Annotated in this window: 13 protein-coding genes; 9 read left to right on the top strand and 4 right to left on the bottom strand. The window is 45.3% G+C overall.

What is annotated here, in order from left to right; genetic code table 11:
• The first annotated feature begins 3 nt into the window (after nt 1-3).
• Nucleotides 4-981, top strand: coding sequence for an alpha/beta hydrolase (locus M1L62_RS18385; RefSeq protein WP_254561081.1), 978 nt, complete (start codon nt 4-6; stop codon nt 979-981).
• Between the two features lie 6 nt (nt 982-987).
• Nucleotides 988-1,983, top strand: a complete 996-nt coding sequence (locus M1L62_RS18380; protein ID WP_254561080.1) for a pectinesterase family protein — start codon at nt 988-990, stop codon at nt 1,981-1,983.
• Between the two features lie 103 nt (nt 1,984-2,086).
• Here M1L62_RS18380 and M1L62_RS18375 read toward each other — a convergent pair whose 3' ends face one another.
• Complete coding sequence (locus M1L62_RS18375) at nt 2,087-3,421, bottom strand: hypothetical protein (protein WP_254561079.1); 1,335 nt, start codon at nt 3,419-3,421, stop codon at nt 2,087-2,089.
• 237 nt (nt 3,422-3,658) lie between these two features.
• Between M1L62_RS18375 and M1L62_RS18370 the strand changes: the two genes are divergently transcribed.
• The 3 genes from M1L62_RS18370 (at nt 3,659) to M1L62_RS18360 (ending at nt 10,936) form a co-directional block, all read left to right on the top strand.
• Nucleotides 3,659-6,661, top strand: coding sequence for a SusC/RagA family TonB-linked outer membrane protein (locus M1L62_RS18370; RefSeq protein WP_254561078.1), 3,003 nt, complete (start codon nt 3,659-3,661; stop codon nt 6,659-6,661).
• 33 nt (nt 6,662-6,694) lie between these two features.
• Entirely contained in the window at nt 6,695-8,371 is a 1,677-nt protein-coding gene (locus M1L62_RS18365) for a RagB/SusD family nutrient uptake outer membrane protein (protein ID WP_254561077.1), read from the top strand.
• An 87-nt stretch (nt 8,372-8,458) separates the two neighbouring features.
• Nucleotides 8,459-10,936, top strand: coding sequence for a hypothetical protein (locus M1L62_RS18360; protein WP_254561076.1), 2,478 nt, complete (start codon nt 8,459-8,461; stop codon nt 10,934-10,936).
• A gap of 395 nt (nt 10,937-11,331) precedes the next feature.
• Here M1L62_RS18360 and M1L62_RS18355 read toward each other — a convergent pair whose 3' ends face one another.
• Entirely contained in the window at nt 11,332-12,132 is an 801-nt protein-coding gene (locus M1L62_RS18355) for an XRE family transcriptional regulator (RefSeq protein ID WP_254561075.1), read from the bottom strand.
• Between the two features lie 70 nt (nt 12,133-12,202).
• On the opposite strand from M1L62_RS18355, the gene M1L62_RS18350 reads away from it, so the two are divergent.
• On the top strand, nt 12,203-12,943 hold the full coding sequence (locus M1L62_RS18350) for an ImuA family protein (protein ID WP_254561074.1): 741 nt from the start codon (nt 12,203-12,205) through the stop codon (nt 12,941-12,943).
• A gap of 774 nt (nt 12,944-13,717) precedes the next feature.
• Nucleotides 13,718-14,482, top strand: a complete 765-nt coding sequence (locus M1L62_RS18345; protein WP_254561073.1) for a hypothetical protein — start codon at nt 13,718-13,720, stop codon at nt 14,480-14,482.
• A 638-nt stretch (nt 14,483-15,120) separates the two neighbouring features.
• On the opposite strand, the gene M1L62_RS18340 is transcribed toward M1L62_RS18345, so the two are convergent.
• Together M1L62_RS18340 and M1L62_RS18335 are read right to left on the bottom strand one after the other, a co-directional pair.
• Nucleotides 15,121-15,792 (bottom strand): DUF4386 domain-containing protein, encoded by a 672-nt coding sequence (locus M1L62_RS18340; RefSeq protein WP_254561072.1) that lies wholly within the window; start codon nt 15,790-15,792, stop codon nt 15,121-15,123.
• A 77-nt stretch (nt 15,793-15,869) separates the two neighbouring features.
• Nucleotides 15,870-16,694, bottom strand: a complete 825-nt coding sequence (locus M1L62_RS18335; RefSeq protein ID WP_254561071.1) for a helix-turn-helix domain-containing protein — start codon at nt 16,692-16,694, stop codon at nt 15,870-15,872.
• Nucleotides 16,695-17,254: 560 nt separating this feature from the next.
• Between M1L62_RS18335 and M1L62_RS18330 the strand changes: the two genes are divergently transcribed.
• Together M1L62_RS18330 and M1L62_RS18325 are read left to right on the top strand one after the other, a co-directional pair.
• Nucleotides 17,255-18,754 (top strand): Y-family DNA polymerase, encoded by a 1,500-nt coding sequence (locus tag M1L62_RS18330; RefSeq protein WP_254561070.1) that lies wholly within the window; start codon nt 17,255-17,257, stop codon nt 18,752-18,754.
• Between the two features lie 15 nt (nt 18,755-18,769).
• Nucleotides 18,770-22,006 (top strand): error-prone DNA polymerase, encoded by a 3,237-nt coding sequence (locus tag M1L62_RS18325; RefSeq protein WP_254561069.1) that lies wholly within the window; start codon nt 18,770-18,772, stop codon nt 22,004-22,006.
• Nucleotides 22,007-22,142 lie beyond the last annotated feature (136 nt).

Below are 22,142 nucleotides of genomic sequence, written 5' to 3'. Positions count from 1 at the left end.
AACATGAATAAAGTAGCGCTGATATCCATTTTGATTCTTACAACGGTAACCGGTTGTTGGGCACAGATTGTGCCAACGGGTGTACCCGATACAAGTTTTACGCTCCGTAGCGCTTATCATCATGAGAAAAAAAATCACCCGGAAATCGTGATTGCAGACTCGACCATGCCGGAGAACGTGACCGTGCAAAGGAATGTGGTATTTGATAAACCGGGTGAAAAGAATTTATATCTTGACATTTACAGTCCTGCACAAAAGGCGAAAACCAAGCTACCCGCAGTGCTCATGGTGCACGGCGGAGGATGGCGTTCTGGCAATCGCTCACATAACAATACCCTCGCCCGCCAGTTGGCTGCAAAGGGATTTGTGACCGCTACGGCTGATTACAGACTTTCCACGCAGGCGCTTTATCCGGCGGCCGTGTTGGATTTGAAAACGGCCATTCGGTGGCTTCGCGCCAATGCGGAAACTTATGGCATCGATACGGCGAAAATTGCAATTTTGGGTTTTTCTGCCGGCGGCCAGCTCGCCGCTTTGATTGGTACTACCAATGATTCCAAACTTTATGAAGAGAGAACTCCAAAATTTTCAAGTCGGGTGCAGGCCATTATTGATATCGATGGAACGCTGGCTTTTATTCATCCCGAATCTGGTGAAGGTGACGACTCCCGCTCGATTTCGGCTGCGACTTATTGGTTTGGGTATTCAAAAACAGAAAAACCGGAACGGTGGCATGAAGCCGCCGCATTGAATCATGCGGGCAAAAACACACCGCCCATTCTTTTTATCAATAGTTCGGTTGCGCGCATGCACGCCGGGCGCGACGACATGATCCGTAAGCTGAACCAATTCGGGATTTATTCGGAAGTGCACACTTTTTCGGATGCGCCTCACACTTTTATGTTTTTCGATCCCTGGTTCAAACCGACGCTGCACTATATCGATGACTTTTTAAATCGGGTTTTTTATCCAAAGAAATAAGCTGTTATGAAAGAAAACAAAGTTTTGCTAATCATCCTGATGCTGCTGTCATTTACTGCGCTGGCTCAGAAACCTCCTGTGTACCCATCGTCTTTCACCGTTGCACAGGATGGGAGCGGGGATTACAAAACGATTCAGGAGGCAGTCAATGCCTTCCGGGATCATTCTCAGGTGCGGGTTACTTTGCATGTAAAAGACGGGGTTTACAATGAAAAACTGATCATTCCGTCTCATAAACCTAATATTCATATCATCGGGGAAAGCCAGGACGGCGTGGTTATTACAGGCGACGATTTTTCTGGGAAACCATTTCCGGGAGGCAGGGACGCACTGGGGCGGGATAAATACAGCACCTACAATTCTTACACGGTTTTGGTGGATGCACCGGATATTATTCTGGAAAATCTTACGATCCGTAACACCGCCGGGAGGGTAGGGCAAGCAGTTGCCCTGCATGTGGAAGCGGACCGGTTTATTTGTAAAAACTGCCGGTTACTCGGCAATCAGGATACGTTATATGCGGCCGCCGAAGGTAGCAGACAGTATTATGAAAACTGTTACATCGAAGGCACCACCGATTTTATTTTTGGTAAATCCGTTTCTGTTTTTCAGTCCTGTACGATCAAAAGTTTGTCAGATTCCTTTATTACGGCCGCTGCGACGCCCGGTTATCAAAAATATGGCTTCGTATTCTTTGATTGCAAACTGATCGCGGCGCCGGAAGCCACGAAAGTTTATCTTGGTCGCCCTTGGCGTCCCAATGCACGGACGATTTTTATTCGTACGGAAATGGGAAACCATATTTTACCGGTTGCCTGGGACAACTGGGGAAATTCTGAAAATGAGAAAACCGTGATATATGCGGAATATGGTAGTAAAGGGCCGGGCGGAGCCAAAAAAGATCGGGTTATATGGTCCAAACAACTCTCGGCAAAAGACGCTGCGGGGTATACGATTGCGGCTGTTTTTTCGGGCACAGGTACTTGGAATCCTGTTCATTAGTGTTTATTGAAAGAATTATTTTTACTGATAAATACATCATAGCCGGCCGGGTTTAAATTACCTTGTCCGGCTATAATAATTTTGGAGAAATCGATCCGGGCTTTCAGAAATTCCCATCAAATTTTTTCCCGGTTTTAATATCTTTCAGGCTGACAGAGTAAACAGTGCCGATACCGGCGAAGGTGATCTCCACGCCATAGATCTGTTTCAGCGGTTGCTTGTAATGGATGCTGAACACCTTCTTGTCGTTCAGATACAACACAGCATGTTTGTTAACCACTTTTAAGCCGATCGTTCCGCCCTTGCTGAAATCGGCACCCAGGAAATCGAGATTATCAACCTTGCCCTGTTTTTTGATCTCTGAAAAATGAGCGGTCGTCCAGTGCAGACAGCCTGGTTTCATGACCGTGATCAGGTGGCTCGAAGATTCGCCATGCAAAATAACCCGCACCTGCGAGCACCGCACGCCCGGACGGTCATGCGAGGTGGCGACTCTGGTAGAAAATTCGAAATTATCTCCGTCAATGTTGGTGATGTGGCTGTTATCAAAATCGACTAAAAAAGTACGGCTCGTATCCACACCAGCCTGGGCAACTTCGGTTGCACTGAGGCTATACCTGCTTCCTTTGAAAAGATCGGGAAAGTCAATCGGATAAACCCTTGTGGTATCATACATCATGTGCGCGGTAGCCGTCCATCCGTTCGTTTTCAGATATACGGTCGCCGTACCAAGTACCTGATCAAGGCGTTTTAATACAGCAAAGTACCTGCCCGGTTGCTCATAGTAATGCGAAAACAGGCTGTCTGTACCATTTGTAGTCATTTTCTTTCCATCGCCAAATTCAATAACGTAGGGAGTAGACTCACCGTCGTTCCGGCTGATGCCTCGTAAAACAAAAACAGCAGAATGGGGGTTTTCTCCCACCGGGTTTTTACAAATCAGGCTAACCTGTTCTGCCTTGGAAGGGAAGATTTTTTCACGCAGTAAAAAAATAAATAGTCCCGCCAGGAAAATGGCGATACCCCAGAATATCCCTTTTTTCCATCCTTTTTTCGCTTTATTTTTTGCCGGATAAATAGGCTCATCTATTGTTAACGGCAATTCGCGGGTCGGAGTTATTAGCAGGCTGTCAGCGACGGGTAACGGTTGGGAATTTGTGAAATGATCCCAATCTTTAAAACCGATGTAAATCGCAAGCGCATCGCGGGTGGCTTTCTGTGGATAATAACGCGCGTCGGTTTTAATTTTTCCAAATATTCGTTTAAGGGTATTCGGGCTGATTTGTACACTTGTTTTTTTATAAAGGATATTGCTAAGCTTTATGTAGTCGCTATTTGTCCATGTGGCAATATCCTGCTTGCCATAAATTTCACTGATCAGCTGACATCCGTGGTCGAGGTTGTCTAAATAGCTCGCCTGGCCTTGTCCATTCTCCATGATTAAGATACTGTAATATGCTGTTTATTAATGATTTGGGTTGTCCATAATTTTGTATAAAAGGTTGGTCAATCAATTTAGGTTCTCTTCTTATTGTGCAAAATTATATTTGCAAAACAAAATTTATTTCTGTCTGATCAGAGACCTGATTGGGGACCAAACCTTAAATATCTAAAAAATATGCGACAAAAAATTCTACTATCCTGTGTTATGTTTCTTAGCTGGCTCTGTCCACTTATGGCACAAACCAGGGAGATCAGTGGCAAGATTACTGACGAAAAACTGAAAGACCTGCCCGGTGTCAGTATCGTCATCAAAGGTACTCAGCGAGGCACGGTTACTGATGTGAACGGACAATATCACCTGCCTGTTTCTGACCAGAACCCGGTTATCCTTACCTTTTCGTTTGTAGGTTACCGTAGTCAGGAAATCACACTGGCAGCGCAATCCAGGCTGGATGTGGTAATGACTCCCGAAGATAACGCTTTATCGGAAGTTGTGGTGGTTGGTTATGGAACGCAGAAAAAGAAAGATCTCACCGGTGCGATTTCTACGATCGGTTCGAAGGATGTTGCCGGCCGTCAAACCGTTCAGATTTCGGAGGCTTTGCAGGGAAGTATTGCCGGGGTTTCGGTGACCCGGAACGGTGGTGCGCCCGGAGCCGGATCCAGTATTCTCATTCGTGGTATTACGACGATCGGGACCAACAGTCCCCTTGTGATCGTCGATGGCGTGCCCGTCAGCAGTATTGATAACGTGAATGCCGGTGATGTGGAGAGTATTACTGTTTTGAAAGATGCTGCTTCTGCCGCTATTTATGGTTCCAGAGGTGCTGCCGGGGTTATCCTGGTAACGACCAAACGCGCCAAAGCCGGACAGGGCAGTCTTGAATATACTTATGAATATGGTGTGCAGCGGGCAACTGCTACGCCTGATTATGTGGGTGTGCAGGATTATATGCGTTATTTCAATGAGCAGGCTACCAATGACGGTGCCAGCACCGGGCCTTTCGCCAAAGCACTGATCGATAATTATCTGGACAGCAACCGCGTCAATCCGGATAATTTTCCGAATACCAACTGGCAAAAATCGATGATCACCCGAAGCAATGCGCCCCGTCAGCGCCACGACCTGGTTTTTACCATGGGAACGGATAAGATCAAAACCAAAGCTTCGCTGGGCTACACCAATTCCGGTGCGTTTTATGACAACCGTTCATACAATCGTTATCTGTTCCGGATTAATAACGATTTGCAGGTGAGCAATAAAATCGGGATTAACCTGGATGTTTTTTACAAAAGAACAACCAATAAGGGAAATGCAAACGAGCTGCCCGATAACAGCTTTAATCCCATTTACGAATCCCGGATTATGCCGCCGATTTACGACGATGTTTATACCGATGGCAGGCTAGCGCTTGGTAAGGACGGGCGGAATCCGTTGGCTCAGCTGCGGCAGGGTGGGTTTACCAAAAGCCTGTCCAATCAGATCGGCGGACGTATATCGCTCAATTACAAACCCGTTAAAGGACTTACTTTTACGGCACTTATAGCACCGGTATTTGATCTCGACAAGAGTAAATATTTTTCCAGACAGATCCGGTTTACAGCAGCTGACGGAAAACCAAGTCCGGTTGTGAACCAGGCCAGAACGATTTTGATAGAAGGAAGATCCGAGTCGCTGAGCATGAACGGACAGGCGCTGGTGAATTATGTAAAAGAAATCAACGGTGTGCATTCCTTTGATATCCTGGCAGGGTATGAAGAAAATTACCGCTCGCTGGAAACGCTGGGTGCATCCAGAAGCGGGTTTGCGCTGACTGATTTTCCTTATCTTAATTCCGGTTCTACCGAGCTCAGGGATAACTCTGGCGGGGCCAATGAATCGGGTTTGCATTCGTTTTTCGGACGACTACAATATAATTACAAGAGTAAATATTTTGTTCAGGGAAATCTTCGCTCCGATCTATCGTCCCGTTTTGCGTCCGCTTACCGGAAAGCGGTTTATCCTTCTGTTTCGGCTGGCTGGACAGTTTCGGAAGAAAATTTCATGAAAAATGTTTCCTGGCTTTCTTTCCTGAAAGTAAGAGGGTCGTGGGGTGAAGCGGGTAATGAACGTTTGCTGGACAAGGATGGCAACCCGGCTTACTATCCATACATGGCGACCATCGATTTTTCAACGGCGCTGTTTTACCAGAATGGCAGTGTAGTTCCGTTGACCGGTGGCGGCCAGCAGGTTTATGCCGTGAAAAACATTACCTGGGAAACGAGTCGGACCACGGATTTTGGTCTGGATGCCGCTTTCCTGAACGACCGGCTTATCCTGGGTGCGGATTACTACAAAAAGACTACGACCGATATTCTTTTGCCGCTTGATATTCCGCTGTACATGGGTTATGACAAACCCAATCAGAATGCGGGTACGCTGAACGTCAAGGGCTGGGAGCTTGAACTGGCCTGGAAAGACCGGATCAATAAGTTCGGATACTCGCTGGCAGCCAATTTATCGGATGCAAAATCGACGGTGGGCGATTTAAAAGGAACCGAATTCCGCGGCGACCAGATCATCCGGAATGGCAGCGAGTACAATGAGTGGTTTGGTTATTTGTCCAACGGTCTTTTTCAGACGCAGGACGAGATCACGGGCGCTCCCGTTTTAAACGTCACGACAAAACCGGGAGACGTGCGTTATGTGGATGTGAATAAGGACGGAAAGATCACAACCGACGATAAAGTGCTACTGGGTGGTGCATTGCCACGTTATTTGTACGGAGGAAACCTGCGTGCAGATTATGCCGGTTTTGATTTTGGGATCACTTTTCAGGGAGTCGGTAAAAAACGTTCCCGCCTGAGCAGTGAGGTGATCCAGCCCTTTGCCGAGGCTTTTGGCAATATGCCGGCGGATATGAAAGGCAAGTTCTGGAGTGTGAATAATACCGCGCAGCAAAATATTGCAGCCACTTATCCACGACTTTCCCGCAACTCGAACAGTGCTAATTATACGCTGTCGGATTACTGGCTGATTCACGGAGGGTATTTCCGTCTGAAAAATATCACGCTGGGTTATACCCTCAAACAGGATCTGATGAAACGGATCGGCGTGCAGACACTACGTTTTTATGCATCAGCCAACGATGTGTTTTCACTCAGCAAGTTTCCTAAATACCTCGATCCTGAGTCGGGAAGTTATGCATACCCGATCGTATCAACCTTTATGGCGGGAGCAACCATCCGTTTTTAAAAGAAACGTCGACGAAATTTTACATTCCTGATTATGAAAAAAATAGCATGGATATGGCTGGCAAGTATCGGATTTACAGGCTGCCACACCCTCGATTTAAACCCGCTTTCGGAGGCCTCTACCGGAACGTTTTATTCCAACCAGACCGAACTGGAACTGGCGGTGAACGATTTGTACCGGATTGCATTCTGGAATAATGATAACGAACTTTTCAGCGACAATGAATGGCACCGCGGCCAGCTGACCAATGCTGTGATCGGTGGCACGATGAACGCTGATGATGCCACCGTGCAGACCTACTGGCTGAATTGTTACAAAGCCATTGCACGGGCTAACTCCTTTCTGGCCAATAAGGATCGTGCTGTCGCCAATACGCCGCAGTCAGTTATGCTGCGTCTGGAAGCGGAAATGCGGTTGATCCGCGCTTACCAGTATTCCAGGTTGATCACCCATTTTGGCGACGTACCTTTTCTGACTTCGCCAGTCGCGCTTGAAGAATCCTATGATGTGCAGCGAGCAGGGAAAGACGAAATTCTTACCTTCATTTTCACAGAGCTGGATTTCGCTGCTGCCAATCTCCCTGTAACGTATGGTGCCGCCGAGACGAAAAGGTTTACCCGCGGTGCGGCGCTGGCTGTCAAAGCGAGGACGGCTTTGTATTTGGGTAAATGGGAAATTGCCAGGCAGGCTGCCGAGAATGTTATGAAACTGGGGGCAGGATATGCGCTTCACAGCAGTTATCAACAGTTATTTACCAAAGCCGGTGAAACGAGCCGCGAACTGATTATCAGCGTTCCGCGGGATGAAAAACAGCAGGTTTTTAACGGAGCAGGTTATGTGCAGGACAATATTTCCAGAAATGCGGGTGGTTTTGGCGCGCAGCTCCCGACCCGGGATATCCTGGATGCTTACGAATGTACGGATGGAAAACCGATTAACGAGTCGCCTTTGTATGATCCTAAAACACCGTTCAAAAACCGCGACCCACGGCTGACCGCCAGCATTGTCGAATTTAACACGCACTGGCTTGGTTACAATTATTCGCCGCACCCCGACTCACTCACCATATTCAGTGCCAAGGAAAATAAGAAGGTACCTAATAAGGATAGTCGTGCCGTGGCCGCTTTTGCAAGTTTTACCGGGTTTTTATGGAAAAAAGGAATTGACCAAACCTGGCCGGACCGCCTCGTGGAGGATAACGACGCAATCATTATCCGGTATGCAGAAATTCTGCTGACCTATGCGGAGGCAAAAATAGAATTGGGGCAAATAGACGAAAGTGTTTTGAATGCGATCAATCAGATTCGTGCACGTGCTTATGGCGTCTCCGTAGAGCAGACAACCTCGTATCCTGCGGTTGGCACGATGGATGCCGCTTCACTTAAAAAGATATTGCGACGTGAGCGCAGGGTTGAATTTCCACGGGAAGGCTTGCGGTACATGGATCTGATTCGCTGGAAGCTGGCAGAAAAAGCCCTTTCCAGACCAGTAATCGGATTGCCGGATCCGGCTGCACAAAATCGGGCAAAATGGCCTTTTCCGGGGATCACACCAATGGGCGAAGACGGCATTGCAGATTATTCGGGATTTGGTACGGATGTAAAGATATTGTCGCAAAGATCATTTGATAAAACCCGACAATATCTATGGCCGATACCCGCCGTGGAAAGAAGGGTGAATACAAACATTACCCAAAACGCAGGTTACTAATTTTTAATGCCCCGGCAGCGATATTCTGTCCTGCCGGGTTTGATCAGATTTTGCAACAGTTTATATTACAGATTAATAATTATTTTAATGAAAAAAAATAGTTTGTCAGCCTGCCTGGTGTTGTCGTTTTTGACGCTTGGTCACACGATCATGGCGCAATCCAAAAAGAAACCTTCGTACAGTGGAGTTTACCCGCATCTGGCCATGTATAACAATGAAGGTGAATGTGGCACCGGTGCCGTGGTTCCCTGGGCGGGAAAACTCTGGGTGATCACCTATGGTCCTCATTTGCCGTTTGGTTCATCGGATAAATTGTACGAAGTCACGGCGGATCTCTCGCAGATTGTACGCCCGGAAAGTATCGGTGGCACGCCCGCGAACCGGATGGTTCATCAGGAAAGCAAGCAACTTTTTATCGGTCCTTATGCAATTGATGCAAAAGGCAGTGTCAGGACGATCCCTTATAAAACAATGCCTGGCCGGCACACCGGTAATGCCCGCCACCTTACCGATCCTGCCCATAAAATATATTATGGAACTATGGAGGAGGGTTTTTACGAGGTGGATGTGAAGACTTTAAAACCTGTAATGTTATTTGAAGACGGAAATATCAGCGCGGGGAAGAAAACGGAAAAATCGACCTATCAGTCAAAGGGGCTGCTTCCGGGAACACACGGCAAAGGTTTTTATTCGGGGCAGGGCGTCATGGTTTACTCCAATAATGGCGAACCGGGCGCAAAGGCTGAAAAGCAGTTTGATATCGAGTCGGGTTCTTTGTCGGAATGGGACGGGAAAAATTGGAAGGTTATCCGCAGAAACCAGTTTGTGGAAGTAACCGGGCCGGGTGGTATTTATGGTAATAAAAATCCTGGAACCGATCCGATATGGGCTACGGGCTGGGACCACAAATCAGTTTTGTTGGGTGTGCGTGACAGCGGTAAGTGGACTTTTTACCGGTTGCCCAAAGCGAGCCACAGTTATGACGGAGCCCATGGCTGGAATACAGAATGGCCAAGGATACGCGATGTCGGTACAACCGGAAAACCGGATTATCTGATGACCATGCACGGAATGTTCTGGCAATTTCCTGGCCAGTTTTCTTCAAAAAATGCAGCGGGCATCCGTCCGAAAACTTCTTATCTGAAAGTGATCGGCGATTACACGCGATGGAATGATCAGCTGGTTTTTGGGTGTGACGATTCGGCGCAAAAGGAATTTCTGAACAAACGAAAAGCAAAAGGTAATATCGAAGGGCCGGGGCAATCGAATTCAAACCTTTGGTTTACGTCGCTGAAAAAACCGGATGAGCTCGGCCCCAACACCGCCGAAGGTGCCGTCTGGCTGAATGAAACGGTAAAACCGGATCAGGCTTCGGAACCCTTCCTGTTTGCCGGCTGGCCTAACCGTGCAGCCTGGATTCAAAACAATGGGGATCAGGAAGTGGATTTTACGCTGGAAGTGGATAAGGCTGGAAAAGGAATCTGGACTCCGCTGAAATCAGTAAAAGTTGGTGCGAAAAGTGCGGAGAGAATTGTGTTTGCTGTCGGCGATACAGGTGAGTGGATAAGACTGAAAGCAAAGGGAACAACCAACGTGTCAGCTCATTTTTTCTATTCGGCTAATGATAACAGAACAACGGTAGCCAGTCCGATTTTTGATGGGTTGAGCCGGGTGACTGCTTCCAGAACATCAGGAGGTTTGTTATATGGTTTAGGAGAAAACCGCCGCGTTTTAGGCATAGCTGCTATGGATTATTCAGGTGTAATACCTAAAGAAACCGGTTATTACGAACTGGGCGGAGATATGAGGCTTGTTCGTAAAGACGATCCTAAAACATTGTCGTTTATCAAAAACAAATTTGCGATTCCCCAAAAGGCAGTAACCGTTGACGAATCGTCGGTGTTGATCGTGGATGATCTGGGACGACGCTGGAGGCTGCCCCTTGGCAACGAGGCCTTTACCAATCTTACAGATCAGCATGTGCTGCGGATTTGCCGGGAAGTGGCTACCGAGCGCGACCTGTTCAATTGCCACGGTACTTTTTATGAACTCCCTGCCGAAAATGCCGACGGTTACGCCAAGATCAGACCGGTATCTTCTCATAACCTTCGTATCAACGACTATGCTTCGTACCGCGGATTGCTGGTGATGACAGGGGTGGATGCTGAAAAGCTGGGCAAAAACGATCATATTATCGTTTCAGAAGATAAAAAAGCGGCTGTCTGGGCTGGGGTTATTGATGATCTTTGGAAATTGGGTAAACCGACCGGGCATGGAGGTCCGTGGAAAAATGCAAGCGTTAAAGCGGGCGAGGTTTCAGATCCTTATCTGATTGGTTTTTATGATAAACGCAGTTTACAACTGTCACATCAGGCAATTTCCCCAGTGACAGTGACCATCGAGGCCGATCCGGTTGGAAACGGACCGTGGTTGGTATACAAGACATTTACCGTCAAGCCGGGGCAAAAGCTGGATTATAATTTCCCTAAGGAATTCTCCTCCCGCTGGATCAGGTTTAAAACAGATAAACCGTGTAAGATCACGACACTGCTGGAATATAACTAGGGTGGGCGGCAGTCGGCAGTCGGTGACCGGCTGTCGGCTTTCAGGCTGCGGATGTAGATTAGTTTTCAGCTCGACAGTTTGACGGCTGACCATTGACCGTTGAAGTAGTTAGCAATTAGAAGTCAGGTTGAGCCTTGATTGTTTTCTTTATCCTAAGCCTGACGACTTGCCATGGACTGATTAAGTGGACTCGGAATGGGAAGTCAGGCTGTCGCATTGATTGTTTTTCCAGTCTGACAACTGACTGTCGAAGTAAATGACATAAGGTGCTACTATCGATCAATTTTTCGACTTAACGATCTGACGGCCGACGACGGACAGCCGAAGTTACCATAATGTCAGTATCAACTAATTTCCGACTCCACAGTCTGATAGCCGATCGCCGACAGCCGAAGTCACCTTCTTTTTATCTCCTTAAAATCTTCCTGCAAATCCCGGACTGCTTTGGCCAGTGCTTTCAGATCGGGGAATGGCTCGGGAAATTCCCGGGTCTGATAGCAATAAAACTGCCAGATTTCCAGTACTTCGGAAACAGGAACAGTGTAGGGATCATAAGCAGGATTCAATGATTTTAGTAAAATTTCATGGCCAGCCATATGCACGAGTTTGAACACAAAATCCTGCTCTCCTTTTAAAATGACAATGCAGGGCGTGTCGGGTTTGATTAGCTTCCAGTCATCTACATAACCCGCAATCACATCGCTTCCGTCCGGTATGGGCAGCATCGAATCACCCGTGATCGGAAACATCCGGTGTGTTCCCGACGGAAGATTGGGCATAGAAAATTTAGGCAACCCGGCCAGAAATTCAGGATCCGCATATCCGCTGCGATAACCCGCTTTTGCCTTCACGGGGACATACTCTACATTTTCTTTATTATCCGGATTGACCGTAATGGCCAGCACACGGATCTTACTTCCGGTCATATACACATCATTGCCGGCTTCCAATTCCCGGAGTTTGAGTTCTGATAGCTTCGTCAAATCCACTTTAAAGAGACTGTCCATACTGACCTTAAAATACTCCGAAAATTTTATCAGGTCAAGAGCGGAAGGATTTCTGGTTTTTCCCGATTCTAGCGCCTGAAGTTTATTCCGTGACAGATCAAGCAGTTCGGAGATATCTTCCTGGCTGAATCTCCGTCTTTCCCGCAAAAACCGGATGTTGCTATGGAAAAAAAGTATTGGACTTGTCATGGAAATATGTTATTATTGGAAACATTAATTTGTTGCTGTAAGTAACAAATATAATTTTTTATTTTCATTTATGACACAATCGGCGGGAAAAATTGACGTATTCGAGAAACTGAAAGGAGATATACTTTCTTTACAAGGTTTCAGGACTCCGTCAGGCAGTCAGCGTGTCGATTTTGGCCTGGGTCCGGTGGAGTCTGCGTTTCCTAACCATATTTTTCCAACCGGAGCCGTACATGAATTTTTAAGTGATACAGCGGAGGACGCTGCGGCAACCAGCGGTTTTATGGCCGGTTTGCTGGGGAAACTAATGGGACAAGCAGGTGCATGCCTCTGGATCAGTTGCAAACGAACGATCTTTCCACCCGCCCTGAAAATTTTTGGCATTGAGCCTGACAGGGTTATTTTTATAGATCTTGTGAATAAAAATGAAGTTTTGTGGGCAATTGAGGAGGCTTTGAAATGTGAGGTATTGTCTGCTGTTGTAGGTGAGTTAAATGAAATCAGTTTCACGGAATCCAGACGTCTTCAATTGGCTGTCGAAAGAAGCCGGGTAACCGGATTTCTGCATCGCAATAACCTACGAATAGTAAATACACTGGCCTGTGTTTCCCGGTGGAAAATAACACAAATTGGTAGTGAGCTGGATGAGGACATGCCTGGTGTCGGATTTCCCCGTTGGCAGGTAACTTTGCAAAAAGTCAGAAACGGAGAGCCCGGAACCTGGGAATTCGAATGGTCCGCAGGGCGGTTTCAGCACCTTGTTGTGCAAAAACTATCAGAGCTTAAAACGCATTTACAGCAAACGGGATAGAGGTGATGTCATAGAAAGCCACAGAGTATTTCTCGTTATGCGTAGTTTTTTCAACTACGTATTTCAAATAAATGGCCGTTTATAACGGCCTGCATAAGTAAATCTCTGCGCTAGTCAGTCACAGACTGACTATTATTTTCAGTACGGAGTGTTCGGTTGAACACTCCGCACAACATTTCCTTACAACTCCGTTATGCGTAGTTTTTTCAACTACGTATTTCAAATAAATAGCCGTTTGTCACGGCCTGCATAGGTAAATCTCTGTGCTGGTCAGTCACAGACTGACTATTATTTTCAGTACGAAGTGCTTGGTTGAACACTCCGCACAACATTTCCTTACAACTCCGTTATGCGTAGTTTTTTCAACTACGTATTTCAAATAGATGGCTGTTTGTAACGGCCTGCATAAGTAAATCTCTGCGCTAGTCAGTCACAGACTGACTATTATTTTCAGTACGAAGTGCTTGGTTGAACACTCCGCACAACATTCCCTTACAACTCCGTTATGCGTAGTTTTTAACTAAGTATTAAAAATAAATAGCCGTTTGTAACGGCTTTAATAGTAAATCTCCGTGCAACTCTTTTATCCTCTGCGGCTCTCCGTGTAACCTGTTCACTACCAAACATAATGAGGAAATTACCGTTCATCCCGTTTACTCTGTTGAGTGTAACTATTTTTCTATAAGTTTGGATATACCGTCGCCTGAGTTAGGTTGATTGAATCATAAATGACTGATTATAAGATTATAGTTTGCACCAAACGTGAAACATGTTATGAATAAAAGCTATTATTATTTCGGCATCTTCATTTTCGGCCTATATGTACTTATGTCACTGTTTCAGAATGTGATTTATATACAGATCGGGCCTACATCGTTTTTTCTCGGAGCATTTTTACCCATGTTTTTCCTGATGAATAGCATCAACATTCTTGGAACGCTAGTCTTATTGAAATACTATCGGTACAGAAAATATGAGAATACTTTTTGGACGACAACTATATCTGCTGCCACCGCGATAGTACTAATTTTTATCTTTTACAACATGGTCACAAAGAAGCAGTCCAATGATTATTACTTTCCTGCTTATTTTGTCTTTCTCGGTTTTGCTATTTTAAATTCCCTTACTCTCATTTTTTCGAATGCTGGAAAGCGTTTCTGGCTGAAAGCGACTGGTATTGTTTCGCTTATTGCTGGCATATTTCTTACGGTTTTGTTAACCTGGTTTGTAAGTATATCGGATGTGCATTTACGCCAAACGCTGGATAATGTAGCGAGCTGGATAAGCCCTGGATTTAGTCTGATCCCTGTTTTGATCATCATGAATTTTGTAGACGAGCTCAAAGCAATAAAGGAAGCAGGCAAAGAGACAAGCGAACAAGAGGCATTTTATGCCACTATGATGGGACTTGTTGGAACCATCGCAATAATCGCCGCGGTGATGCTTGGATTTAAAATGAACCACGAAAAAAAGGAGATTTTGCGGCAGGTATCGCATTTGGAAAAGAGTTCGGTAATTACAACTGTCAGTTATACGTAGTTCTTTCAACTGCATATTTCAAATAAATGGCTGTTTATAACGGCTCAGTTATACGTAGTTTTTTCAACTAAGTATTTCAAATAAATGGCCGTTTGTAACGACCTGCATAAGTAATCTCTGCGCTGGTCAGTCACAGACTGACTATCATTTTCAGTACGAGGTGTTCGGTTGAGCTCTCCTCTGTTATGCGTAGTTTTTATAACTGCGCATTTCAAATAAATGGCCGTTTGTAACGGCCTGCATAAGTAAATCTCTGCGCTGGTCAGTCACAGACTGACTATTATTTTCAGTTCGAAGTGTTCGGTTGAACACTTCGAACAACTCCTCTGTTATGCGTAGTTTTTTCAACTACGTATTTCAAATAAATTGCCGTTTGTAACGACCTGCATAGGTAAATCTCTGCGCTGGTCAGTCACAGACTGACAATTATTTTTCAGTACAAAGTGTTCTGTTGAACACTCCGTACAACAGATTCTGTTATGCGTAGTTTTTTAAACTACGTATTTCAAATAAATGGCCGTTTGTAACGGCCTGCATAGGTAAATCTCTACGCTGGTCAGTCACAGACTGACTATCATTTTTCAGTACAAAGTGTTCTGTTGAACACTCCGAACAACAGATACAACAAACATAACAGATTACACAGATGGGACTGTCTTGAAATTTAATCCCTTTACAATCAGCCAGGTACCTAATAGAATTTGTAAAATACTATTAGGCAGGTACATGAGCATACTTGATTTTAAATCGAATATTTGCAGGAATGTATTGGTAACAACCAGTAAGAGCGCTATTAAAGCGAAAATGGAAATGAGCCGGGGTACTAGTTGTTTTTGAAACAACAGGACATAAAATGCTACAAAACCAATACAATGTATGATAAGCCCGAAGAAGTGAGAAATCATATAACCGTTTACTTTACTCCTGGCCAGCGTTTGGTAAAGAGCGGTTTCGGCAGAACCTTTTGCTGTGAACTCCTGACTTAATTTTCCCAGTGTATAAACACTTATGTTCTCGCCAATCATATTTGCAAAACCAATGCCACTGAATGCTAATAGCCAAATCGCCAGTCCATTACTGTATTTTTTCATGATAGGGAATAGCAAAATCGCAATTGCTACCGAAGCCATACCCGTCAGAAAATCGAATGTAATTGCAATGTTGTTTTTAAATACATGGTTTGATACGGCTTGCAAGTCATCAGATATTTCTTGTAAAAATATACCAGAAACACCAACAGCGAAGCGAAAAAGGATTAGCATTCCAACAATTTGTACGTTTCGTTTTATTACAATTGCTTTTGTTTCCATAAGTTCTGTCTTTTACAATTTTGTACAAAGAAATGGAAATCAAAATCACGGAAATTGTATTTTCGGGACAATCTCTTTTATTTCGCTTTGATAAAAAAGGGTGTTCCTTTTACCAGTTCACTTTGTTTAAATAAGTTTCCCGGACTTTCACCGGCCAATTTCTGAATGTCTTTTATGAAATGCGATTGATCGCTAAAATGTGATTCATAGGCCAGTTGCGTTAGGTTTTCGTTGTTAGCCGGCAGTAACAGGATCGCTTCTCTAAATCTCAAAATTCTACGATAATCTGTAATACTAACACCCAAATGCTTTTTAAACTGTCGGAGCAGCATTTTACGATTTACATGAAGTGTTTGTTCTATTTTCGTCACATTGTTATTGGTAAAATCTTCATGTAAAAGACGGAGCGTATCTGACACAATCTTGTTTTCAAAAGGTCTGTAAAATGAGAGTAAAATGGCGTCTAATTTCTTTGCGATTTCTTTAATATCGCTACTATTCAGAAGGGCTTCCAATGCCGTGGCCTCATTCTTCCAATAGGGGAAATCATTGTGAGCTTCGGGAAGTATCTGACTAAAAGATTTTTCGCAAAATTGGTTTATTCCTAGTGGTTTAAAGACGATGGTTATACCTTTTATTTTGCCATTGATCTTGCAGGGAATTGCCTTTGTAAACCGACCGGTAATATCTATCCTGAACTTTTTCTCTTCGATTTCATTGATCATAAGATTGCCTTCAATCAACTCGGTAGAAAAGTTGTTGCAAATCGTAACCAGATTGTGGGTTCCAGGGTAATTGAAATATGTCTTACTAATATGTTGCTCTTCAAAATTAAAAATAAAATAATACGCCACATGTTCCTGAATTTTTTCATTTTCAGGAAGAAAAGCTTTGATATTCATATCGGTTATCTCAATCAGGATATTTAAATATTAACTACTGAATGTAACTCATTTTTTAGTTTAGATAAAGTTCATTTTAAACTTATTTTAATCAGGTTTACATTTTTATCCGACTGCACAAATTTTTATTGGTTAGGATTAATCTAATCTCGTCAGTCACAGACTGACTATTATTTTGAGTACGAAGTGTTCGGCTGAACACTCCGCACAACATTGTAGTTTTTAACTACTCTGTTATGTGTAGTTTTTAACTACGCATAGAAAATAAATAGCCGTTTGTAACGGCATAAATAGCAAATCTGCACGTGATTCCCTTATCCTCACGGCCATCTGTAAACCGCTAGTAACGATCTAAAATAATCAATCTCCGTATTTCTCCTTTATTCTCAGTGTTACTCTGTGTAACCTATAACCGCCGGAAATAAGCTTTCACTGTTTGCCATCAAATAAACGTTACTAAATCCCATTAAAAATTTGGCACTGCTCTAAAATATTGTTATTATTAGAAACTAATTATTGTTGCTAATAATAACAATACGAAAGATTAAATACTTGAAAACATGCCCAAACGCATTGTAGTCATATGGTTTCGTCATTTAACAACAGACTGGTTTGTAATACGCCAGCCTGCGCTAAAAGACATGCCATTTGTGCTGGCGGCTCCCGAGCGCGGTAGGATGGTGGTGACGGCTGCCAATGCACTGGCTGAGGCTAATGGCATTGAAACGGGCATGGTAGTGGCGGATGCAAGGGCTGTTTTTCCTTCTTTGCAGGTGATTGAGAATAAGCCGGAGCTGGGTGGGAAACTTTTACATGCACTGGCGGTGTGGTGTATACGCTACACACCCATCGCAGCAGTGGATCCGCCAAACGGGTTAATACTGGATGTGACAGGTTGTGCTCATTTGTGGGGTGGAGAGCATGATTATCTGAAAGATATTGTACTTAAACTCCAAAGTGCAGGTTATGATGTGCGTATAGCCATGGCCGACACGGTCGGAGCTGCGTGGGCTGTTTGTCGTTACGGGCAAGGTTCGCCAATTGTTGAAACCGGAAGACAGGCGGATGCTTTGCTATCTTTGTCTCCTGCGGCTTTACGTCTGGAGCCGGATACAATACAGCGTATGCAGAAACTTGGGTTATACCAGATCCGGAGTTTTATCGGCATGCCCCGTTCTGTTCTTCGCAGACGTTTTGGGCAACTTTTATTGGATCGGCTTGATCAGGCACTAGGTCCTATGAATGAAATCATCGACCCGGTTCAACCTGCGGAGCCTTATCAGGAACGGCTGCCTTGTCTGGAGCCAATTGTGACTGCTACGGGAATAAAAATTGCACTGCAAAAACTGCTGGAAACACTTTGTCAGCGGTTGGCAAGTGAGGGCAAGGGGCTGAGAACTGCGATTTTTCGGGGATATCGGATGGACGGTGAAATCGAGCAGATTGATATCGTTACGAATGGCCCTTCGTGCCACGTGAGCCATCTGTTCAAGCTTTTCGAGCTTAAAATACCAACGATAGAACCAGCTTTGGGAATCGAGTTATTCATGCTTGAAGCTCCCGTAGTGGAAGATATTGATCCTGTGCAGGAAACCCTTTGGAAAACCGGAAGGGGAAATGAGGATACGGGCTTACTGGAACTGCTAGACAGGCTGGCGGGAAGGGCCGGAATGCAGGCGATCCGCCGGTATTTGCCCGACGAGCATTATTGGCCCGAACGGTCTGTCAAAATTGCGGCATCCCTTTTAGAAAAACCACAGACGACCTGGCGCACTGACCGGCTTCGACCCGTACATCTGTTGCCACAACCGGAACGGATTGAGACAAGTGAGGTGCTGCCCGACTACCCACCCATACTGTTTCGCTACAAAGGAAAAGTACATAAGATCCGCAGATCTGACGGCCCCGAAAGGATTGAGCGTGAGTGGTGGCTGGAAGGTGGTTTGCATCGGGATTATTATTGTCTGGAAGATGAAAGCGGTGCGCGGTACTGGGTTTTCAGGCTGGGACATTACGGGGAAAAGAAACCGGAATGGTTTATTCACGGCTTTTTTGCCTGATTGAAGGAAGAAAATATGAGCTACACGGAATTACAGGTAACAACGAATTTCAGCTTTCTACGGGGCGGGTCGCATCCGGAAGAGCTGGTGTTGCAGGCCGCTGAAATGAGTTATAAAAAAATTGCCATTACGGATCGCAATAGTCTGGCAGGTATTGTTCGCGGGCATGCTGCGGCGAAGGGGAAAGATATTTCTATCATTCCGGCATGTCGGCTCGATTTGCTGGATGGCCCCAGTTTGCTCGCTTATCCGACCTGTCAAAAGGCATATTCTCAGCTTTCGGCTTTGCTGACGGAGGGGAACATGCGGGCGGAAAAGGGGCAGTGCCATTTGTATAAAGCCGATGTATACACGTATGCCAAAGGAATGAAATTCATTGTTCTGCCTCCGGTTTCGTTAAACGAATTCTTTGATTTTGATCCTGCTTTTAAAAAAGCGGCTGAGGAATACCGGCAGGCTTTGGGAAATGACCTGTACATCGGCGCGTCCCGTTCTTATCAATCGGATGATATGAAAAAGCTGTACCGCATTTCGCAGCTTGCAACACGGTTGGATATCCCGATGGTGGCCACCAATAATGTCTACTATCACAATGCGCAGCGACGGGAATTACAGGATATTCTTACCTGTATCCGTGAAAAATGTACGATATATAACGCCGGTTTTCGTCTGAATCAGAACGGAGAAAGATATCTGAAACCGTTCGATGAAATGATCCGGCTTTTCCGGCATTATCCGGATGCGATCCGTCGCACGCAGGAAATTGCCGAAGCTTGTCAGTTTTCGCTGGACTCACTGAAATATGTATATCCCGAAGAGATCACAAATGACGGTCGTACGCCTTTGGAGGAACTTAAATTCCTGACATGGAGGGGGGCGGAGGAACGTTTTGCGGGAAATGTGCCGGAGAAGATTACGTCTGCGATAGCACACGAGATGACCTTTATTGAGGAAATGGATTACGCGCCTTATTTTCTAACCGTTTATGATATCGTCCGTTTTGCAAGAGAACAGAATATTTTATGCCAGGGCAGGGGCTCGGCGGCTAATTCCACGGTTTGTTATTGTCTGGGAATCACGTCCGTAGATCCCATGAAATTTGAGCTGTTGTTTGAGCGGTTTATCTCTTCGGCCCGTAATGAACCGCCGGATATTGATGTCGATTTTGAGCACGAGCGACGGGAGGAAGTTATCCAGTATATCTACAATAAATATGGCAGAGACCGGGCGGCCATCGTTGCGACCGTAACACAGCAGCACCAGCGGGGCGCTATTCGTGATGTTGGAAAAGCAATGGGCTTATCGGTAGACGCCATCAATCGGCTTTCGGGTTCTATCTGGGAGTTTACAGAAGAATGGTTTGAAGGAAAGCGGATTGCAGAACATGGATTTAATCCGGAAGATCCTCATCTTTTGAAGATACTGGATCTGACCAAACAGTTTATGGGCTTTCCGCGTCAGTTGGGACAGCATACCGGCGGTTTTGTGATCACGCGCGGGAAGTTGTCTGATCTGTGCCCGATCCTGAATGCACGCATGGAAAACAGAACCTGCATAGAATGGAATAAAGATGACATTGACACGCTGGGTTTCTTAAAGATTGATATACTAGCTTTGGGTATGCTGACCTGCATCAGAAAAGCATTTGATCTTGCCAAAAAACACTATGATCTGGATTTGACCCTGGCCAATATTGAACAAGATGATCCGGCGGTATATGACATGATTAGTCATGCGGAAACAATTGGGGTGTTTCAGATCGAAAGCCGTGCACAGCAATCCATGTTGCCCAGGTTGAGGCCCCAAAATTTTTATGATCTGGTTATCGAAGTCGCCATTGTGCGTCCGGGGCCGATTCAGGGCGATATGGTACATCCTTATCTGCGGAGACGCAATGGAGAAGAGACCGTTGAATTCCCCTCAAAAGAACTGGAAGAGATTCTTGGAAGGACTTTGGGAGTGCCTCTGTTTCAGGAGCAGGCGATGAAAATTGCGATCGTTGCCGGAGGTTTTTCACCTGCGGAAGCGGACGAGCTCCGGCGAAGTATGGCTACTTTTAAAGCAAAGGGAATGGTTACCAAGTTTGAAAAAAAACTGACTGATGGGATGATGCAACGGGGTTATACCAGGGAATTTGCACAGCGTGTATTTAAGCAGCTTGAAGGTTTTGGGAGTTACGGCTTTCCTGAAAGTCATGCCGCAAGTTTTGCACTGCTGGTTTACGTATCGTCCTGGATCAAGTGTTATTACCCGGATGTTTTCGCGACGGCTTTGCTAAACAGTATGCCGATGGGTTTTTACCAGCCAGCCCAGATTATTATTGATGCAAAAAAGAATTATGTTGAGGTGAGGCCGGTGGATATCAATTACTCCGACTGGGACAATTTGCTGGAAGCCCTTGGCATGGAAAGGGAATACCTGCCGATGCGGCTGGGTTTCCGGCAGATCAAGGGTTTGCGGGAAGAAGATATACAGATGCTGCTGGCGGGAAGGGAAAAACCTTACAGCACCATTCATGCCCTGCGTGATGCGGGTGTTTCGCAAATTGCATTGGAAAAACTGGCCGATGCCGACGCATTCAGATCCATTGGCCTGGACCGCCGGCAGGCTTTATGGGAAGTTTCGGCCCTTAATGACCGACCCGTGGGTTTGTTCAACGGCCATGCTTCGGAGAGTACTTTTGAGCAGCAGGTATTCTTGCCGGAAATGACGGCCCCCGAGCATGTCGTGCAGGATTATACTTCAACCGCTTTGTCTTTAAAAGCGCATCCGGTTGGTTTTGTCCGGGAAAAACTAGCCTTACTTGGTGTAACACCGACCCATGCACTGCCTAAAATGAAGGACGGTATGGTCGTGAAAGTGGCGGGTCTGGTACTGGTTCGGCAAAGGCCCGGAACTGCCAAAGGGGTTTGTTTTATTACCATTGAAGATGAAACGGGTGTCGCGAATCTGGTCGTTTTTCAAAATCTTTTTGAGAAATACCGGAAGGAAGTGCTGAAATCCCGGCTGTTGATGGTGGAAGGTAAGCTGCAAATTGAAGGAGAAGTAATTCACGTGATCGTCCGACGCTGTTTTGATCTGTCCGGATTACTGCGTAAGCTCACAGCAAACGAACAGGATAACCCGGCTTTACTCACCCTTTCGCGGGCAGATGAAAAAGATGAATATGTTTCGCAGATGATCAATAAAAGAACACAGACGAAAAAAGATGTGCAGGTGGAAATATTTCCTTCCGGCAGAAATTTCAGGTGATTTATGTTGTTATTTCATGGCTTTCAATCATAGTATTTTAAATATAACCATCAGTTACTTTTATAAAAATTATCATAAATTTTATAAAAGTATTTGTATAAACCATTTGTTTGCTTAAAATTGTGTCATTAATACA

The organism is Dyadobacter diqingensis (assembly GCF_024220585.1).
GTDB classification, from domain to species: Bacteria; Bacteroidota; Bacteroidia; order Cytophagales; family Spirosomataceae; genus Dyadobacter; species Dyadobacter diqingensis.
Note: the sequence above shows the minus strand (reverse complement) of the source record. Positions and strands in the feature narration are given on the sequence as shown.

Bases quoted from the DNA above. Each gene is read 5' to 3' on its own strand.
- M1L62_RS18325 (WP_254561069.1), top strand. From the start codon at position 18,770: ATGAGCTACACGGAATTACAGGTAACAACGAATTTCAGCTTTCTACGG.
- M1L62_RS18370 (WP_254561078.1), top strand. From the start codon at position 3,659: ATGGCACAAACCAGGGAGATCAGTGGCAAGATTACTGACGAAAAACTG.
- M1L62_RS18345 (WP_254561073.1), top strand. From the start codon at position 13,718: ATGAATAAAAGCTATTATTATTTCGGCATCTTCATTTTCGGCCTATAT.
- M1L62_RS18330 (WP_254561070.1), top strand. From the start codon at position 17,255: ATGCCCAAACGCATTGTAGTCATATGGTTTCGTCATTTAACAACAGAC.
- M1L62_RS18340 (WP_254561072.1), bottom strand. From the start codon at position 15,792: ATGGAAACAAAAGCAATTGTAATAAAACGAAACGTACAAATTGTTGGA.
- M1L62_RS18380 (WP_254561080.1), top strand. From the start codon at position 988: ATGAAAGAAAACAAAGTTTTGCTAATCATCCTGATGCTGCTGTCATTT.
- M1L62_RS18355 (WP_254561075.1), bottom strand. From the start codon at position 12,132: ATGACAAGTCCAATACTTTTTTTCCATAGCAACATCCGGTTTTTGCGG.
- M1L62_RS18375 (WP_254561079.1), bottom strand. From the start codon at position 3,421: ATGGAGAATGGACAAGGCCAGGCGAGCTATTTAGACAACCTCGACCAC.
- M1L62_RS18385 (WP_254561081.1), top strand. From the start codon at position 4: ATGAATAAAGTAGCGCTGATATCCATTTTGATTCTTACAACGGTAACC.
- M1L62_RS18335 (WP_254561071.1), bottom strand. From the start codon at position 16,694: ATGAATATCAAAGCTTTTCTTCCTGAAAATGAAAAAATTCAGGAACAT.
- M1L62_RS18365 (WP_254561077.1), top strand. From the start codon at position 6,695: ATGAAAAAAATAGCATGGATATGGCTGGCAAGTATCGGATTTACAGGC.
- M1L62_RS18350 (WP_254561074.1), top strand. From the start codon at position 12,203: ATGACACAATCGGCGGGAAAAATTGACGTATTCGAGAAACTGAAAGGA.
- M1L62_RS18360 (WP_254561076.1), top strand. From the start codon at position 8,459: ATGAAAAAAAATAGTTTGTCAGCCTGCCTGGTGTTGTCGTTTTTGACG.